This is a genomic window from Paraburkholderia agricolaris, assembly GCF_009455635.1.
Lineage (GTDB): Bacteria > Pseudomonadota > Gammaproteobacteria > Burkholderiales > Burkholderiaceae > Paraburkholderia > Paraburkholderia agricolaris.
In genome coordinates this window covers 3,474,052-3,490,450 of record NZ_QPER01000001.1, presented here as the reverse complement: position 1 = coordinate 3,490,450, position 16,399 = coordinate 3,474,052, and the positions used below count along the sequence as shown (strand labels likewise).

The 16,399-nt window shown below is 61.8% G+C and carries 18 protein-coding genes; 5 read left to right on the top strand and 13 right to left on the bottom strand.

Going from position 1 to position 16,399, the window contains the following annotated elements; genetic code table 11:
- Positions 1-152 precede the first annotated feature (152 nt).
- Genes GH665_RS15375 through GH665_RS15365 form a run of 3 tightly spaced genes read left to right on the top strand, consistent with a single transcriptional unit; the run spans position 153 to position 2,611 of the window.
- Positions 153-1,220, top strand: coding sequence for an aromatic ring-hydroxylating oxygenase subunit alpha (locus tag GH665_RS15375; RefSeq protein WP_153136560.1), 1,068 nt, complete (start codon positions 153-155; stop codon positions 1,218-1,220).
- A 36-nt stretch (positions 1,221-1,256) separates the two neighbouring features.
- Positions 1,257-1,424: a rubredoxin gene (locus tag GH665_RS15370; protein WP_093639504.1), complete on the top strand. Its 168-nt coding sequence runs from the start codon at positions 1,257-1,259 to the stop codon at positions 1,422-1,424.
- On the top strand, positions 1,421-2,611 hold the full coding sequence (locus GH665_RS15365) for an NAD(P)/FAD-dependent oxidoreductase (protein WP_153136559.1): 1,191 nt from the start codon (positions 1,421-1,423) through the stop codon (positions 2,609-2,611). The genes GH665_RS15370 and GH665_RS15365 overlap by 4 nt, the downstream gene beginning before the upstream one ends.
- A 182-nt stretch (positions 2,612-2,793) precedes the next feature.
- Here GH665_RS15365 and GH665_RS15360 read toward each other — a convergent pair whose 3' ends face one another.
- Positions 2,794-3,714: a LysR family transcriptional regulator gene (locus GH665_RS15360; protein WP_153136558.1), complete on the bottom strand. Its 921-nt coding sequence runs from the start codon at positions 3,712-3,714 to the stop codon at positions 2,794-2,796.
- A gap of 420 nt (positions 3,715-4,134) precedes the next feature.
- Between GH665_RS15360 and GH665_RS15355 the strand changes: the two genes are divergently transcribed.
- Positions 4,135-5,844 (top strand): putative bifunctional diguanylate cyclase/phosphodiesterase, encoded by a 1,710-nt coding sequence (locus GH665_RS15355; RefSeq protein ID WP_153136557.1) that lies wholly within the window; start codon positions 4,135-4,137, stop codon positions 5,842-5,844.
- A gap of 135 nt (positions 5,845-5,979) precedes the next feature.
- A complete protein-coding gene (locus GH665_RS15350) occupies positions 5,980-6,789 on the top strand; it encodes a mechanosensitive ion channel family protein (protein WP_153136556.1) in 810 nt (269 codons plus the stop codon).
- An 84-nt stretch (positions 6,790-6,873) separates the two neighbouring features.
- Here GH665_RS15350 and GH665_RS15345 read toward each other — a convergent pair whose 3' ends face one another.
- The 12 genes from GH665_RS15345 to GH665_RS15290 all read right to left on the bottom strand — a co-directional run bounded on the left by GH665_RS15345 (position 6,874) and on the right by GH665_RS15290 (position 16,384).
- The gene (locus tag GH665_RS15345; protein ID WP_167530949.1) at positions 6,874-7,374 is read right to left on the bottom strand and encodes a phasin family protein; all 501 of its coding nucleotides are present in this window, start codon (positions 7,372-7,374) and stop codon (positions 6,874-6,876) included.
- A 193-nt stretch (positions 7,375-7,567) separates the two neighbouring features.
- Complete coding sequence (locus GH665_RS15340) at positions 7,568-8,659, bottom strand: extracellular catalytic domain type 1 short-chain-length polyhydroxyalkanoate depolymerase (RefSeq protein ID WP_153136554.1); 1,092 nt, start codon at positions 8,657-8,659, stop codon at positions 7,568-7,570.
- A gap of 100 nt (positions 8,660-8,759) precedes the next feature.
- Positions 8,760-9,185: a CopG family transcriptional regulator gene (locus GH665_RS15335; RefSeq protein WP_153136553.1), complete on the bottom strand. Its 426-nt coding sequence runs from the start codon at positions 9,183-9,185 to the stop codon at positions 8,760-8,762.
- Between the two features lie 280 nt (positions 9,186-9,465).
- Complete coding sequence (gene arsH / locus GH665_RS15330) at positions 9,466-10,230, bottom strand: arsenical resistance protein ArsH (RefSeq protein ID WP_153136552.1); 765 nt, start codon at positions 10,228-10,230, stop codon at positions 9,466-9,468.
- Entirely contained in the window at positions 10,227-10,652 is a 426-nt protein-coding gene (arsC, locus tag GH665_RS15325) for an arsenate reductase (glutaredoxin) (RefSeq protein WP_153136551.1), read from the bottom strand. Before arsC ends, arsH begins: the two co-directional genes overlap by 4 nt.
- Positions 10,649-11,731, bottom strand: a complete 1,083-nt coding sequence (gene arsB / locus GH665_RS15320) for an ACR3 family arsenite efflux transporter (protein ID WP_153138501.1) — start codon at positions 11,729-11,731, stop codon at positions 10,649-10,651. Before arsB ends, arsC begins: the two co-directional genes overlap by 4 nt.
- Entirely contained in the window at positions 11,728-12,060 is a 333-nt protein-coding gene (locus GH665_RS15315; protein ID WP_153138499.1) for an ArsR/SmtB family transcription factor, read from the bottom strand. The genes arsB and GH665_RS15315 overlap by 4 nt, the downstream gene beginning before the upstream one ends.
- Positions 12,061-12,412: 352 nt before the next feature.
- Positions 12,413-13,882 carry a ribonuclease G gene (rng, locus tag GH665_RS15310; protein WP_153136550.1) on the bottom strand — a complete coding sequence of 490 codons (1,470 nt, stop codon included), beginning with the start codon at positions 13,880-13,882 and terminating at the stop codon, positions 12,413-12,415.
- Positions 13,883-13,890: 8 nt separating this feature from the next.
- Positions 13,891-14,520, bottom strand: coding sequence for a Maf family protein (locus GH665_RS15305; RefSeq protein WP_153136549.1), 630 nt, complete (start codon positions 14,518-14,520; stop codon positions 13,891-13,893).
- 156 nt (positions 14,521-14,676) lie between these two features.
- Positions 14,677-15,147, bottom strand: coding sequence for a 23S rRNA (pseudouridine(1915)-N(3))-methyltransferase RlmH (rlmH, locus tag GH665_RS15300; RefSeq protein WP_093639533.1), 471 nt, complete (start codon positions 15,145-15,147; stop codon positions 14,677-14,679).
- 33 nt (positions 15,148-15,180) lie between these two features.
- Complete coding sequence (gene rsfS, locus GH665_RS15295) at positions 15,181-15,636, bottom strand: ribosome silencing factor (protein ID WP_153136548.1); 456 nt, start codon at positions 15,634-15,636, stop codon at positions 15,181-15,183.
- A gap of 4 nt (positions 15,637-15,640) precedes the next feature.
- A complete protein-coding gene (locus GH665_RS15290) occupies positions 15,641-16,384 on the bottom strand; it encodes a nicotinate-nucleotide adenylyltransferase (protein ID WP_408274123.1) in 744 nt (247 codons plus the stop codon).
- Between the last annotated feature and the right edge of the window lie 15 nt (positions 16,385-16,399).

Sequence of the window (16,399 nt, the reverse complement as noted above, 5' to 3'; positions counted from 1 at the left end):
ATCCGGCGGTGCGGCGGCACCCTATGCATTTTCGTACATAGACTAGATGCACTTCAGGGGATGGGTCGGCGGACCTCATCCCGCTATCGTTCTCTCCACGCGCTCAGGACACCACATGAGCGCGACGAACCCCACAGGTTTTGGAGACACGTATGAGTTCCGCCACCGCTGTTGCTGCCACTACGCCGCTGACCTTCCAACGGTCCCCCGCTTTACCCCGCAATTGCACCTTCGATAGCCGCGACTGGGAAATTCTCAGCCGCTACTGGCATCCGGTGGCGTTCGCCGCCGAGGTGGCCGACAAACCCATCAGCGTGACGCTGCTCGACGAGCCGCTGGTCGTGTTCCGCTCGAACGGCCAACTGGTGAGCGCACGCGACGTCTGTCCGCATCGCGGCGCGCCGCTCAGCCAGGGATGGGTCGACAACGGCAACATCGTGTGCCCGTATCACGGCCTCTCGTACGGTAGCGACGGCAAGTGCAAGCACATTCCGTCGCAAACGGACGGCCCGATTCCCGATCGCCTGAAGCTCGTCACGTATGCGACGCAGGAAGCCTACGGTCTCGTGTGGGTCTCGCTGGGCGGCGGCACCGAAGCCTTGCCCGCGTTTCCCAGCTGGGACGACCCCGACTTCCAACAGATCCTGCCGCCCTCGATCGATATCAACGCCTCGGCGGGACGCCAGACCGAAGGTTTTATCGACGTCGCGCATTTCGCGTGGATTCATCACGATAGTTTCGCCGACCGGCACAACCCGGTGGTGCCGCAGTACTCGGTCGAGCGGCGCGAACGCGGCATGCACGCGGAGTACGTGAGCACGGTCAGCAACTTCCCGAAGTCGATGCAGCATCGTGCGCCGGAGGGCTATCTGTGGCGCCGTTTCTTCGACGTGGATGTGCCGTTCTTTGCGTGCCTGACCGTACATTTCCCTGAAAACGGCCGTCTGTCGATCCTGAATGCCGCGAGCCCGGTGTCCGCGCGCAAGACGCGTCTGTTCGTGCCGATCGTGCGCAACTTCGATAAGGATTTGCCGCTCGAGGATGTCTACGCATTCAATCGTCAGGTGTTCGAAGAAGATCGCGCGATTGTCGAGCTGCAATGCCCGGAAGATTTGCCGATCGACCGCGCGGCGGAAGCGCCGATTCTTGCTGACCGTTCATCGGGTGCCTACCGTCGGGCGCTGGCCGAGATCGGTCTCGGTCAGAACTATGTGCGCTAGTTCGCGGTGCGTGACGGGTGATTCGGGAGAGAAGCCATGAAAGTATGGGAATGCGTGATCTGCGGCTTTCGCTATGACGAAGCGCTGGGTCTGCCGGAAGCGGGTATTGCACCGGGCACGCGCTGGGAAGACGTGCCGGACGACTGGTTGTGCCCGGACTGCGCGACCGGCAAACACGACTTTGAAATGCAGGTGATCGCATGACGGCCGCCCAGCACGAGGACAGGGGACAGCCGGTGGTGATCGTCGGCACCGGCATGGCGGGCTATACGGTCGCGCGCGAATTGCGCAAGCTCGATAGCACGGTGCCGATCGTGATGATCAGCCGCGACGACGGCAGTTTCTATTCGAAGCCGATGTTGTCGAATGCACTGGCGATGAAGAAAGAGCCGCAAACGCTGGCAAGCTTCGACGCCATCGCGATGGCCGCGCAACTGGGCGCGTGGATTCGCGTGCATCAGCATGTCGAGCGCATTTTGCCGGCGGAGCACACGCTGATTGTCGATAACGCGTTGCTTGGCTACAGCAAGCTGGTGCTGGCCACGGGCGCGGACCCCCGTCGCCTGAAAATAGCGGGCGACGGCGCGGCCGACGTGATGTCGATCAATGATCTCGGCGATTACACGCGCTTCAGGTTGGCGCTCACGCGGTGCCGCTCAGTGGCGATTCTGGGCGCGGGTCTGATCGGCTGCGAGTTCGCCAACGATCTGGCGGCTGCCGGTTATGCGGTCAGTCTGATCGATCCTGCATCGACACCGCTGGCTCGCCTGCTGCCGCGAGACGTGGGTGAGATTTTCGCTCGCGCGTTGGACGACGGCGGCATCCGTTTTCATGCCGGTCGCAGTGTGGATCGTATCGACCGCTTGTCGGACGGCTATCGCCTGAGGTTCGCCGAAGGCGAGCCGATCGACGCGGATCTGGTCGTGTCGGCGGTCGGCCTTGCGCCGCGCACGGCGCTTGCCGCCGCGGCGGGTCTTGAAATCGATCAGGGTATTCGAACCGATGCATGGTGCCGAACCAGTGCGCCGGATATCTACGCACTCGGCGACTGCGCCGCGATCGACGGCAAGGTGCAGCCTTATGTCTTGCCGATCATGCACGCCGCCCGCGCGCTTGCACGCACCCTGGCCGGGCAGCTGACACGCGTCGCGTTTCCGGTGATGCCGATTACCGTGAAGACGCCGGCGAGTCCCGCCGTCGTCGTGACGCCGGAAAGCGAGGGCGCGTGGTCGATCGAAACCGCCGGCGATGCCGCGAAACACGCCGCGCGCGCCGTGTGCCGGCACGCCGCCACCGAGCGGCCGTTGGGCTTCGCCTTGCTGGGCACGGCGATCGAAGGCAAGGCCGCGTTGCTCAAGGCCATGACCGAGGGGCCATTGGCGGCTAGCTGACCCATAACAATCTTCCGTCTGACCGACCTCACTTTGTGATCGCTCGGTGTTTTAAAGGGCCTGTCACCTGCAACACATCCGATGATCGCATTCGCGCCGCAAGCTTTTGCTTGCGGCGTTTTTTTTATCTGCGAATTGCCCGGGAGAGTTGCCTTAAGGACGTACCTGCTGCTGCCAGATACTTAGGAAGCCAGATCTTTGGCGACGTTGGCGATCAACCTGCGCAGCCAGATCGCCGCGACACTGCGATGTGTGCGGTCGTGCCACAGTTGATAGTAGGTCAGCGCTTGCGGCTCACCGGGAATCGGTTCGATGCGCAGCGGCAGCAATTTGGTGTAGTGCGTGGCAAGCGCGCGGGTGGTGGTGAACAGCAGATTGGAGCGCGCCAATACATAAGGAGCCATGCCGAAGTAGGGCAGCGTCGTGGTTACTGTGCGCGACAGGCCGTTGCGGGCGAGTTCGACATCGACGGTGCCCCACGACGTCGTGTTGTAGGTCATCACGGCCAGGTGCTCCGCTTCTTCGTAGACAGGCTTGCTCAGCCGTCCCGGCTTGATCGGGTGGCCGTTGCGCATCAGGCACACCAGTTCGTCCTTGCACAGCGGTTGCAGATGCAGATGCTCCGGCGGCGTGCGCCAGTTGCCGATCACCAGATCGAGAAAGCCGCTTTCAAGACCATGTTCGTAACCGCCGTCCACCATCATCAGGTGTCGGAATTCGAGCTTCGCACTGGGCGCTTCGCGATGAAACGCATCGACCACGGCGGGGACGAAGAATGCGTCGAGATAATCCGGCGAGCCGATCCGAAAGGTCTGGCTGGTGGTGGCCGGATTGAACGACGTGGTGGGATGCAGAATGGCCGCGATACTGTTCAGCGCTTGCGCAGCGGGTTCGATTAGCGTGAGTGCGTGCGCGGTGAGAACCATCCGGCTGCCGCTGCGCACCAGCAGCGGATCGCCGGTCATGTCACGCAGTTTGCGCAGCGCCACGCTGATGGTCGGCTGCGATTGTCCGAGCAAGCTTGCCGTGCGCGACACGCTCGATTCGGTTAGAAGCGTGTGCAGCACCTTGAGAAGGTGCGAATCGATGATTTCCTTGGACATGAGAAGTGGGACTCTGTTTCGTGCGGATCCATGCAGTGGGGCGGCGGTTTTCTATTGAAGGATCGCGAGCAAAATATATCGGCGGATATAACGGTCGTCAATCCGTCGAAGCCCGGTGCTAACGTGTCGAAGGCCGATGTGCGTTGAGTCATGAGGTGTGGAGTATCCCGGCAATAGCGAACGCTTTATGATGTGTGCGATAACGCGCGTGCTGGCGCCGGGGTTGGGGAATACACCAAGGGAAACGATTGCCGCCGGGAATGCGTGGCTGGCGTGACGGTTCCGGCCAGGAAAGCCGCTATCATGGTGACGATTACCCGGCGGATTGGACCGAATTCGCCGGCTTTGCCGGCTGCGCCGTAAGCATCAAGAAAAACGCTCACTCGCTTTCAATATTCAGGAAATTCAAAGGCCGGCGCGATGCAAGACCCCTACTACGCCGACGCGCGCATGCCCGATGCCGCGCTTGCTGCGGCGCCATACGGCATGTTCATCTGCACGGCCGACGGCACGTTCGACTCGGTCAACGCCGCTTTCGAAAAGTTGACCGGTTTTACCGCCGAAGAATTGATCGGCCGGCGCACTTTTGAGTCCTTGCACGACCCGGCCGAACTTGCGAAGCGGCGCTCCGAATTGCCGCCGCTGTCCGCGGTAGGTTCGCGCTATGAAGGCGAATGGACCTACGTGCGGCGCAACGGCAACCCCATTCGCGTGGTGTTCGCACTGGCGCCGCTCGTCGCCGGGCCGGCGCATTCCGCTGGGGTAGTGACGGGACCTGCTCGCTATGTCGGCATTGCGATCGACATGACGCGTTACGCGCAGTCCGAGGCGCGCCTGTGGTACGTCGCGCACCATGACGGTGTGACCCGGCTGCCGAATCAGACGCTTTTCACCGAACGCCTCGAACTCACGATCGCGCGCTGTCAGCGCAGCGGCAGCGGCTTTACCGTGCTGATCGCCGAGCTCGATCATTTGCGCAAGCTGCGCGACGCACTTGGTTTGCATGCGGCCGAACTGGTGCTGCAGATCGTCGGCGAGCGGCTGCGCGGTCTCTTTCCCAACGACGGTACGATCGCCTCGATTGGCGGCACACAATTCGCGCTGCTGATCAACGAAACCGGCGCGGCGGCCGATGCTTTCGCGGCCGAAGCGCTGGGCCGCATCGCCGAATCGATCGACTACGCGGGCACCGCGCTGAATATCACGGCGAGTATCGGCATCGTTGCCTATCCCGCCGACGGTGCCGATGCGCCGACGCTGATGCGCCGCGCGGGCGTGGCGTTGTCGGCGGCTTCGGCGATCAGCGGCAATGCGGTGCGGCGTTTTTCCACCGCGCTCGAAGGCCAGGCGGCGCGCCGTTTCGAACTTGAGGGAATGCTGCGCGAAGCGCTCGAACGTCAGCAACTGCATCTCGTGTATCAACCGCAGGTGACGCTCGCCAACGGACGCATCGCGCAAGTGGAGACGCTGCTGCGCTGGAATCATCCGCAGCGTGGCTTGATCAGCCCGGTCGAATTCGTGCCGGTGGCGGAGGAGGCGGGGCTGATCGAGCAGATCGGCGAGTGGGTGATCCGTACCGCGTGCCGCGATGCCGGCAAATTGCTGCGGCTTACCGGCACGTTGCCACGGGTCGCGGTGAACGTGTCGCCGCAGCAATTCCAGCGGCACAATCTGTTCGAGACGATTCGCGGAGCGCTCGAAGACGCCGCACTCGACCCTTCATATCTCGAAGTGGAGATCACCGAAGGCGTGCTGCTCGGCGACACAGAGCAGGCTCTGCAGACACTGCATGCGTTGCGAGAATTGGGCGTTGAAGTTGCGGTAGACGACTTCGGCACCGGCTATTCGAGTCTCGCCTACCTTACGCGTTTTCCGCTGAATCGGCTGAAAATCGATCGCTCGTTTGTGATGCGCATGAGTACCGATCCGCAATGCGCGGCGCTGGTCGGCGCGATTATTGCTATGGCGCACGCATTGAAGCTGCGGGTGACGGCCGAGGGCGTGGAAACAGCCGAGCAGGCCATGCAACTGGAAGCACTAGGCTGCGACGAAGCGCAAGGCTTCTGGTTTTCGCGGCCCATCACTATTGCGGCGTTGCGTAATTTGCTGAAGCCGTTGGGCACCACGTGACGCCGCAGTCGGAAGAGGGCGCCTGACTCTGGTTTTAGCAAACCATGTGCCTCGCTTGCCGTGGTGAAAACCGTGGGAACGTATCCTGCTTCCTTGCGTCAAGAGAACATATACGCAACGGAAGGCAGGCAAACGATGAACGATCTCCTTACCCGTATTTGGCATTTTCAGCCGTCGCTGCTTGTCACATTGACGCACGACGTCCTTCAGATCGTACTGGCCGCGCTGATTCTGATTGTCGGCTGGTGGTTATCGAACCGCGTAGGCGCGGTGTTCGCGAGAGCGCTCGCCCGCACGCGTGCGGATCCGACCCTCGCACCGATGCTGGCCGCAATGGGCACCTGGGCGGTGCGCGTGCTTGTTTTCGTCGCGGCCCTTAGTGAGGTCGGCATTGCCACGGCGAGTGTGCTGGCGGTGCTCGGCGCGGCCGGTCTCGCAATCGGCCTCGCTTTGCAAGGTACGCTGCAGAATATTGCCGCCGGCATGATGCTGCTGATGTTGCGTCCGTTTCGCGTCGGTGACGTGATCGAGGGAAGCGGGGCCGCCGCGGGCATCGTGCGCGAAGTGGGCCTGTTCACGACACGCATTGAACGCGGTGACGGCAACGCGGTGTTCGTGCCGAATAGCCAGATCTGGAGCAATCCGGTGATCAACTACAGCAGTGGCGGCACGCAACGCATCGAGGTCGAAGTCGGACTCGCGCAGCGTACGGATGTGGATGCGGCGATCGGCGAGTTGAAAAAAGTGGTTGCCGACGAACCGCGCGTCTTGAGCGGTACGACGCTTGCACCGGTTATCACCGTGGCGGACTATCCCGAACGTGGCGGCGCAACGCTTCGCATCGCCGCTTGGGTGCGTTCGCCGGACGTGTCGCTCACCACCGACGACCTGCACGATCATGCTCAGGCCGCGCTTGAACAGGCCGGCTGTCCGGTAGCCGCCTAGCTGCGCGAAAATAATAGAAAAGGGGCCGATTGGCCCCTTTTCGTTGGGTCGCGTTACTACGTACGTACGCGCAATTCAGTGAATTCAGTGTGCAGCGTCGCCTGCGACAGTGACCGCCGTGCTCGATGCACGCTTGATGCTGTCCTGTATCACGTTGCCGGAATGAATCATCGAGGCCATGACAGATTGCATTGCGCTAAATGCGCTATCCGGGCTGAGTGACGTGGTCTGGCCGAAACCCGAACCGAACTGTGCCACGCTGGCGCCAAACTCTTCGCGCAGTGCTTCGCCGGCCTTCGTCAACGCTGCGGTGAATTGCGCGTCGATTTCCTTGACGTGTTGCGCGTACGACAGGGTGCGCTGAACCAGTTGCTGTTGCAGATCGGATGCGCCGGCTAGTGGCGCAGCGTTGAATTGGCCGGCCGACAATGCGTGGCTGCCTTCGGTGACCGTTGCTTTCATCGCCGCGAGATTGAGTTCGCCGAGTTTTTGCAGACAGGCCAGCCCGTCGAGTTGCAAAGCGGTGAAGATGTTGAACGTGCGTTGGCCAAAGGCGGCGCTATGTTCGATCGCGGGGCTGTTCATAGTGGGTGATCTCCAAAGTGACCCGGGGCAGGCGCCCAAAGGATTTCGGAGGCCAGGTCTCACACGAGACGGCAGGTCGACGCGGCGCAGTGTTTTGCTGCGCTGCAACATGAGCCACTCTATACCTTTGCGGCAGGATGTACAGCGTTTTCGTCAAGATGATTCATCAGTCGAAAGGCGCTCAGTTTGTGTCTCATGCAAGCGGATGAGCGAAAAAGAAACGCAGCATCTCGGCTGCGGCATCGGGACCGGCCGGGTCCGTGTACGAGCCGCGCTGGCTGCCGCCTGCCCATGCATGGCCCGCGCCGTGAATCGACCAGTACTCCGCGTCGACGCCATTCGCTGCGACCAGCCGCTGCACCGTGCAACCGCGCAGGCCGCTCGCCGTGCCCGCGGCAGGCGAGGGCGTGCTGACTGTCGTGACGCCGGCGTCGAAGGCCGCTACGAGCGCAGTGGCGTTCGACGGATGCACGGTCGTATCCGCGTCGCCATGAAATACGATGAGTGGCCGCTGCGGTTCGACGCATGCGCGGTTGCGAAGCGCGTTGCCGCCTTTCATCGCGGCGAGTGCGGAGGGCAGGTCCTTCGCGCATCGGTAGGCGAGGCCGGAATGCACACAGGCTGCCGCATACAGGTCGGGCGAGGTCTTCAGCATGACATCCGCCATTGCGCCGCCGGCAGACAGACCCGCCACGTACACGCGTGCCGGATCGACGCGATAGCGCGCGATTACCTCACGTGTGATGCCCGCGATTAACGATGGCTCGCCCTGATCGCGCTGCTGATCACCCGGCTTGAACCAGTTCCAGCACGACGAATGATTGGCCGCCTGCGACTGATTCGGGTACACGACGATGAAGCCGTGACGCTCGGCCATTTCGTTCATGCGCGTGCCGGCCGCGAAGTCGTCGGCGTTTTGTGTGCAGCCGTGCAGCATCACGATGAGCGGCAACGGTTCGTTGTTGTAGACGGCCGGTACGTATAGCTTGTATCGACGTTGGCCCGCGCCATTGCTGAACGTGTGAGTGCTGAAGGTGCCCGGTGTGTCGGCGTCGAAAGTGCGTTCGGCGGGGGCGTGGGGCGCGGTGGGTGTTGGCGCCTGCTGCCACGCCTGCTTCCATTGGTCGACACTCTGCGGCATGTGCGGAGCTTGCGCATGACCTCCTTCGGCCGTGCCTTTTGCGAGTGCGCGCTGAACCGCGGCGGTTGCTTCCTTCGGGCCCTTCGTGCGCAGCAGGTCGAAGGCTTCTTTCATCGACTTCAGGAAATCTTCATTCATTTTCATGTTCGTAGACGACTACGTTGACCTGCTTTGGGCGTGGCCGGGTCGGACGATGCGCGTCCCGGCTTCGGCATGATTTGGCAACGAACTGTGCGAGGCGCGGCTACCCGATGCGGCCGGCGAGCGCCGCCTTGACTGCGGGCGACGCGTGAAATGCGCCGAGCACCACCACCGATGCGATCGTGGCCGTCGCAAGTTCCGGCGACACATCCGCGGCGATACTGGCGAGGCCGAGCACGTGAATGTCCAGTCGTTCGTTTGCGGCTCGTGCGGCTTCCAGGTCCTGCTTCGAGAAGTGTTGCAAGCCGAGCACTAGCGCGCGCCGGGTCACTGTTTCCGTGACGACCTGCGCGTGCACGGCGAGCTGGTTGCGGATCGCCGTGCGGATCAGGTCGGTACGGTTCGAGTAAAAACCCTCTTCGACGAGCAAGTCGATCTGGCCCAGGTCCACTGGGCCGAGGTTGATGGTGATTTTTTCGGTCTCGCCGCCTTTGGGGCGGGAGGTGTCGATGAGTTTGAGGTTAGGCATTTCTTTTCCGCTTGACGGTCGCATGGCATCCGTACGCCATCCAAATAACATCCAGTGGGATGGTTATACGCGGTTGGTCCGGACGACGTCAATGGGGAAATTGAGGGCCGGTAGAGAATTGGAAGCAGCAATCCGGCGTTGTGTGAACGGCAGACTCTGGGGGGGCGATTGGCGAAAATCGGTTCGATACCGGCAGCTCGACCGCAGAGGGGTAGGGGATCGGCAGGCGCTACGTGACTGCGAGCACCCAACTTACGCATTAGCTCGACCGCCGCCGCTGTCACTCCGTTTCGCCTTCGTCGGCATCGGCATTGGCATCGCCGGCTTCATGATCCATCGCCGCAGCGGCCAGCTTCTCCGCAAGTTCCGGGTGCGCTTCCTTTCGCTCGCTGTAGCGATCTGTCAGGTAGTCCGAACGATCGCGGACCATCAGCGTGAACTTGTACAACTCCTCCATTACATCAACCACCCGATCGTAGTATGCGGATGGCTTCATCCGGCCATCCGCATCGAATTCCTGCCATGCCTTCGCCACTGACGACTGATTGGGAATGGTCACCATCCGCATCCAGCGGCCGAGCACGCGCAACGCATTCACCGCGTTAAATGACTGCGACCCGCCGCATACCTGCATGACTGCGAGGGTGCGCCCCTGAGTCGGGCGGACGCCGCCACTCTCGAGCGGCAGCCAGTCGATCTGGTTCTTGAACACAGCGGTGAGCGTGCCGTGACGCTCTGGACTGCACCAGACTTGTCCCTCCGACCATTCCGACAATTTGCGCAGTTCCACTACCTTGGGATGATCCGCGGGGACGCTATCCACGATGGGAAGATCATGCGGGTCGAACACTCGCGTGTCAGCGCCGAAGTGACGCAGGATACGTTCAGCTTCGAGTGTCAGTTGACGGCTGAAAGACGCAGCCCGCAGCGATCCGTAGAGTAGGAGAATCCGCGGCGCATGCTGCGACACGACGCGTGGCGTGAGCTTTTGCAGGTCAGGCGTATCGAGATGGGAGCGGCTGATGTTTGGCAGGTGTTCAATCACTTTCCGACTCTCCGGCCTTCGCTGTCGATGACCACTTCACCATCTTCCTTCGTGAAGGGCTTGTTCCGTGCCTCAGGCAGGATATCGAGAACGAGTTCGGAGGGACGGCACAGGCGCACGCCATGCAACGTGACAACGAACGGACGATTGATAAGGATCGGCTGCGCCAGCATCGCGTCAAGCAAATGCTCGTCGCTCAGCGACGTGTCACCGAGTCCCAGGTCCGCGTACGGTGTGTCTTTCTCACGCAGCGCGGCGCGTACGCTGAGGCCTGCTTGCGCGATTATCGTCTTCAAGGTTTCACGGTCTGGCGGCGTTTTCAGATACTCGATGATCCGAGGTTCAATGCCCGCGTTGCGGATCATTGCCAGCGTATTCCGTGATGTTGCGCAATCCGGATTGTGATAGATCGAGACGCTCATGCCTTTTGTCCTTTGATGCGGTTGCTTGCTTCGTACCAGGATTGCGACCGGTTAACAATTCCGACAACCAGCAACATGACGGGCACTTCGATCAGCACGCCAACCACGGTCGCGAGTGCAGCCCCTGACTCAAACCCGAACAAACTGGTGGCGGTCGCTACGGCGAGTTCGAAGAAGTTGCTTGCGCCTATCAGGCTGGATGGTCCGGCAACGCAATGCGCGACACCCAACCGTCGATTGAGCAGATAAGCGAGCCCGGAATTGAAAAACACCTGAATCAGGATCGGGACCGCCAGCATGGCAATAACAAGCGGTTCCCTGACGATGGCTTGACCTTGAAACGCGAACAGTAAGACCAGTGCCGCGAGAAGCGCACAGATCGAATACGGGCTGAGATACGCGACAGTCCGATGGAAATATTGTTCGCCCCTGGCCAGCAGGCGCTTGCGCAGCAATTGCGCAAGCATGACGGGAACGACGATGTACAGGCCGACGGAGATAATCAGCGTGTTCCACGGTACGGTGATGGCGGACAGGCCCAGCAGAAGCGCAACGAGCGGTGCAAACGCCACGATCATGATCGAATCGTTAAGCGCGACCTGTGACAGTGTGAAGTACGGATCGCCTTTGCACAGTTGAGACCAGACAAACACCATCGCTGTACACGGTGCGGCGGCGAGCAGGATCAAGCCGGCAACGTAGCTGTCAAGTTGGTCGGCAGGCAGCCACGGCGCAAACACATGACGGATGAAAATCCAGCCGAGCAGCGCCATCGAGAACGGCTTGACGACCCAGTTGACGAAGAGCGTCACGCCGATGCCACGCCACTGGCTTTTCACCTGCGTCATGGCGGCGAAATCGATCTTGACCAGCATTGGGATAATCATTACCCAGATCAGTACGCCGACAGGAAGATTGACCTGTGCCACCTGCATGCGACTGATCGTCTGAAAGAGTTGTGGAAGCACCTGCCCGAGCAGGATGCCGCTCACGATGCACAGGGCTACCCAGACCGTCAGGTAACGCTCGAAAAAACCAATCGCCGGAGCTGCGCTGCGGGCCGTATCCATGCTGCTCATGAGGCGTTTCCGCAGCAATCGGCGGGGGTGCTCGCGGCACACGGTGTGCCGGCGCAGCAGTTTTCCGTCAGAAAACCAATCAGCCCCTTCATCGCGTCGAAATTGGCTGAGTAAATGACGAATCGCCCATCCTGCCGCGGCTTCACCAGGTCTGCGTGCGACAGATCCTTCAGGTGGAACGACAAGCGTGAGGGGGAAATCCCGATCTGCTGCGCGATCTCTCCGGCGGCCATGCCTTGCGGGCCTGCAACGACCAGCAGACGAAAAATCGCAAGCCGCGATTCATGGGCAAGCGCGCCTAGCGCGCGTACAACAAGATTTGAGTCCATGGCCGGAACGATAGCGTGTTCGTTTTTATATTTCAAGTAATATTGAAATGATGGATGAGGGAGCTTATCGATCGCTATATGCAACGGCGCTGTGGGAGCTGTCGGCGAACCAGGTTTCGCGGGGCACGCCATCGACCTCGCAGTCGTGCACGTACCTGAGCGCGCGCTACGCCCGGATGACGTCGTGCTTTTGCAGGAGGAGGTGTTTCCGGTGTGCAGCCCTGAGCTGCATCCATTCGCATCCAAGGCGGCGTGCCGTTGCCGCCTGCTTCAGAAGGTGCACGAGAACGCGCCTGAAATCGATTGGCGCAGCTAAGCCGAATGGAGGGTCCCGGCTGAGCGCCGGGCAAGCCTACATCAGCACGATATCGTATTGCTCCTGGCTCAAATTCGACTCCACCTGCAACGACACCGGCTTGCCGATGAAATCGATCAGCATGGCCAGATGCTGCGACTCTTCCTCGAGAAACAGATCGATTACCTGCTGCGAGGCCACCACGCGGAACTCGCGCGGATTGAACTGCCGCGACTCGCGCAGAATCTCGCGCAGCACGTCGTAGCAGACCGTACGCGACGTCTTGACCTGTCCCTTGCCCTGGCACACCGGGCAGGGCTCACACAGCACGTGCGCTAACGACTCACGCGTACGTTTGCGGGTCATCTCCACGAGCCCAAGCTGCGAGAAGCCATTCACGGTCACGCGCGTGCGGTCGCGCGAGAGCGCCTTCTTCAACTCACCGAGCACCTGATCGCGATGCTCGACGTTCTCCATGTCGATGAAGTCGATGATGATCACGCCACCCAGATTACGCAGCCGCAATTGCCGCGCGATCGTATGAGCGGCCTCGAGGTTGGTCTTGAAGATCGTATCGTCGAAGTTGCGTGCGCCGACGTAGCCGCCGGTGTTCACGTCGATGGTGGTCATCGCTTCGGTCTGGTCGATCACGAGATAGCCGCCCGACTTCAGATCGACCCGGCGCGACAAGGCGCGCTGGATCTCCGCCTCGATGTTGTACAGATCGAAGAGCGGCCGCTCTCCGGTGTAGTGATGCAGTTTCGACGAGACCGCCGGCGTGAACTCCGCCGCGAAGTCGGCAAGCATCTGATAGGTCTCGCGCGAGTCGACCTGAATGCGCGAGGTCTCGTCATTCACGAAATCGCGCAGCACACGTTGCGAGAGATTCAGGTCCTGATACAGCAGGCTGGTCGGCGGCATGCGCTGACCTTGCGAGATGATCGTTGCCCACGTCTTGCGCAGATACGCAACGTCCGAGGCTAACTCTTCGCTGGTTGCATCTTCGGCGATGGTGCGGACGATGTAGCCGCCTTTTTCATCGGCGGGCAGCACCGCGGTCAAACGCGCGCGCACGGCTTCGCGTTCGGCTTCGCTCTCGATCTTCTGCGAGATGCCGATGTGCGGCTCCTGCGGCAGATACACGAGCGTGCGCCCGGCGATGCTCACCTGCGTGGACAGCCGTGCGCCTTTGGTGCCGATCGGATCCTTCACGACCTGCACCATCAGCGTCTGACCTTCGAAAACGATCTTCTCGATCGGCTGGTGCGGCGTTTGATGTTGCGGTTCGCCCGCAATGCGCGGATGCCAGATATCCGCTACGTGCAGGAACGCGGCGCGTTCCAGACCGATGTCGATGAAGGCGGATTGCATGCCCGGCAACACGCGGACGACTTTGCCGAGATAGACATTGCCGACGCGTCCTCGCGACAGCGTTCGTTCGACGTGAAGTTCCTGGACGGCGCCTTGCTGGACGAGCGCGACGCGCGTTTCCTGCGGCGTGACATTGATCAGGATTTCTTCATTCATGGTTTATTTTAGAAGTCGATGCGCGCTGCCCGCAGGAGGGCAGCGGTTTCAAAAAGCGGCAAACCCATGATACCTGAATAGGACCCGTCGATATGTTCGATAAACTCCGCGGCGCGTCCCTGCACACCATACGCGCCTGCCTTGCCGAGCGGTTCGCCGCTCGCGGCATAGCGGCGCACGGCGTCCGCTTGCAGTGCAGCAAAACGCACCTTCGAGACCGATAGCGCAGCGGGCAGCAATGTGCCTTCTGCGTCGACCACCGCGACGGCCGTCAACACTTCGTGATCGCGACCCGCGAGACGCGTGAGCATCGCGACGGCATCGTCGGCGTCGACGGGCTTGCCGAGGATCGCGTCGTCGATTGTGACCGTTGTGTCGGCAACCAGAATCGGCCGCACGGCATGGCCACCCGCCATGAGACGCGCGCGCGCGGCGTGCGCCTTGGCGATGCACACGCGCTGCACGTAGTCGCGCGCGCGCTCGCCGGGCAGCTCGAGTTCGAGCGCCTCGGCATCTTCATCGGGGCGCGGCAGGAGCAATTCAAAACGCACGCCGAGCTGTTGCAACAACTCCTGACGGCGTGGACTCTGGGAAGCAAGGTAGACGAACGGATGCAGCGAAGCGGCGAGCGTGGGCATGAACAGGTCTCGATGAGGCGGGTTGCGTCAATGAGCGAAGAGCGCGCGAAGAGTGGGTCAGCGTATTAGTCAAGCGCCAATCGACGCGCATAACGACACCTGAAACGGGACCCGAAACGGGATCCAGGCGCGCGATCGGTTCGCGGCCTCGTTCGCTCAAACGCGATGATAGGGGTGATTTTGCGTGATGGTCCACGCGCGGTAAAGCTGCTCGGCGAGCAGCACGCGGACCATGGCATGCGGCAGCGTCAGGCTGGAGACACGCAGCAGCATATCGGCGCGCGCTTTCAGATCGGGATCGAGTCCGTCGGCGCCGCCGATCAGAAACGCCACGTCGCGACCGTCCTGCTGCCAGCCGGGCAGGGCGCCGGCGAGCTGCATCGTGGTCCAATCCTTGCCGCGTTCATCGAGCGCGACGATACGCGCGTTCTTCGGCAACGCGGCTTCGATTTTCTGCCGCTCCGCCGCCATCACGCTTTCGGCCGGCCGCCCCGACGAACGCTGCTCAGGCTTGATCTCGCGCAGCTCGATGCGCAGCTCGGGCGGCATGCGTTTCGCGTATTCGTCGAAGCCGGTGGCGATCCAGTCCGGCATCTTGTGGCCGACGGCGAGGATGTGCAGTTTCATGACGGAAGCAATTGCTGATGACAGCCAACGCGCTTACTTGCGTGCGGTCGTCTTGCGCGCCGGCTTTTTCTTCGCAACCGGCGCTTCTTCCTCTTCGTCCTCGTCGTCGGGTTCGCTCGAGCGCGCGCCGCCGAACGGGTCCGGCGTGGACAGCTTGATACGCACCGGCTTGTCACCCCAGATTTCTTCGAGGTTGTAGTACTGGCGCAGCGCCGGTTGCAGGATGTGCACGATTGCGTCGCCGCAATCGACCAGCACCCATTCGCCGATGTCCTCGCCTTCGGTGCTGATGACGTCGCCGCCGTTTTCCTTGACGCTTTCGCGCACGCTCGAAGCGAGCGCCTTGGTCTGGCGGTTCGAGGTGCCGGAGGCGACGATCACGCGATCGAACAGCGCGGTCAGGTGGCTGGTGTTGAACACCTTGATGTCTTGCGCTTTGACGTCTTCGAGGGCGTCGACGATCACGCGTTGCAGTTTGCGAATATCCATGGGGTTACCGGTGGTACAGATGATGTTGAAGAATATAGTCCCACACCGCGGTGGGGACATGGCTCGCGGCGGCCTGGTCTTGCGGTTCGTCGCCCACGTGGGCGAGTCGTTGGCTCACCTGTTCGCGCAGATACGCGCGAATGTCGGTGGCCGAGACGTTGAACGCAAGCGTCGTATCGATCAGCAAGTGGCCGCAGGGCGTGGCTTGCAGAACGTCGGCGCGGGCACGGCGCGCGTCGATTTCTTTTGCGACCACGGGCGGAATCGACGCAAGGTCGAAACCGGGACGCGTGGCCGCGCAAATATGAGCGAAGTCGAACAGATGACGCCAGTCGCGCCAGGTGTCGAGATGTACCAGTTGATCCGCGCCGATCAGCAGCGCAATCGACGCATCCCGACCTTCGCGTTCACGCCACAACTGCAGCGTGTTGATCGTGTAAGTCGGACCGTCGTGCTCGATCTCGTCGGTCGCCACCCGCACGGTGACGCCCGGCAGCACTAACGCGCCGGCCGCGGCGCGGGTCATGGCCAACCGGTGAACGGCTGCCGACACGTCCGTTTTTTGCCACGGCTGGCCGGCGGGCAGCAGCACCAGTTCGGTCAGGTTCAGCACTTCGGCGAAACGCCGCGCGAGCGCGAGGTGGCCGTCGTGGATCGGGTCGAAAGTGCCGCCGAGCAATCCAATCCGGCGAGGCAGGGCGACAGGATGAGCGTTCGGCTTCAGGTGAAGATCCTTTGTCGTGGTCACGTGCAGTGCGGTGCG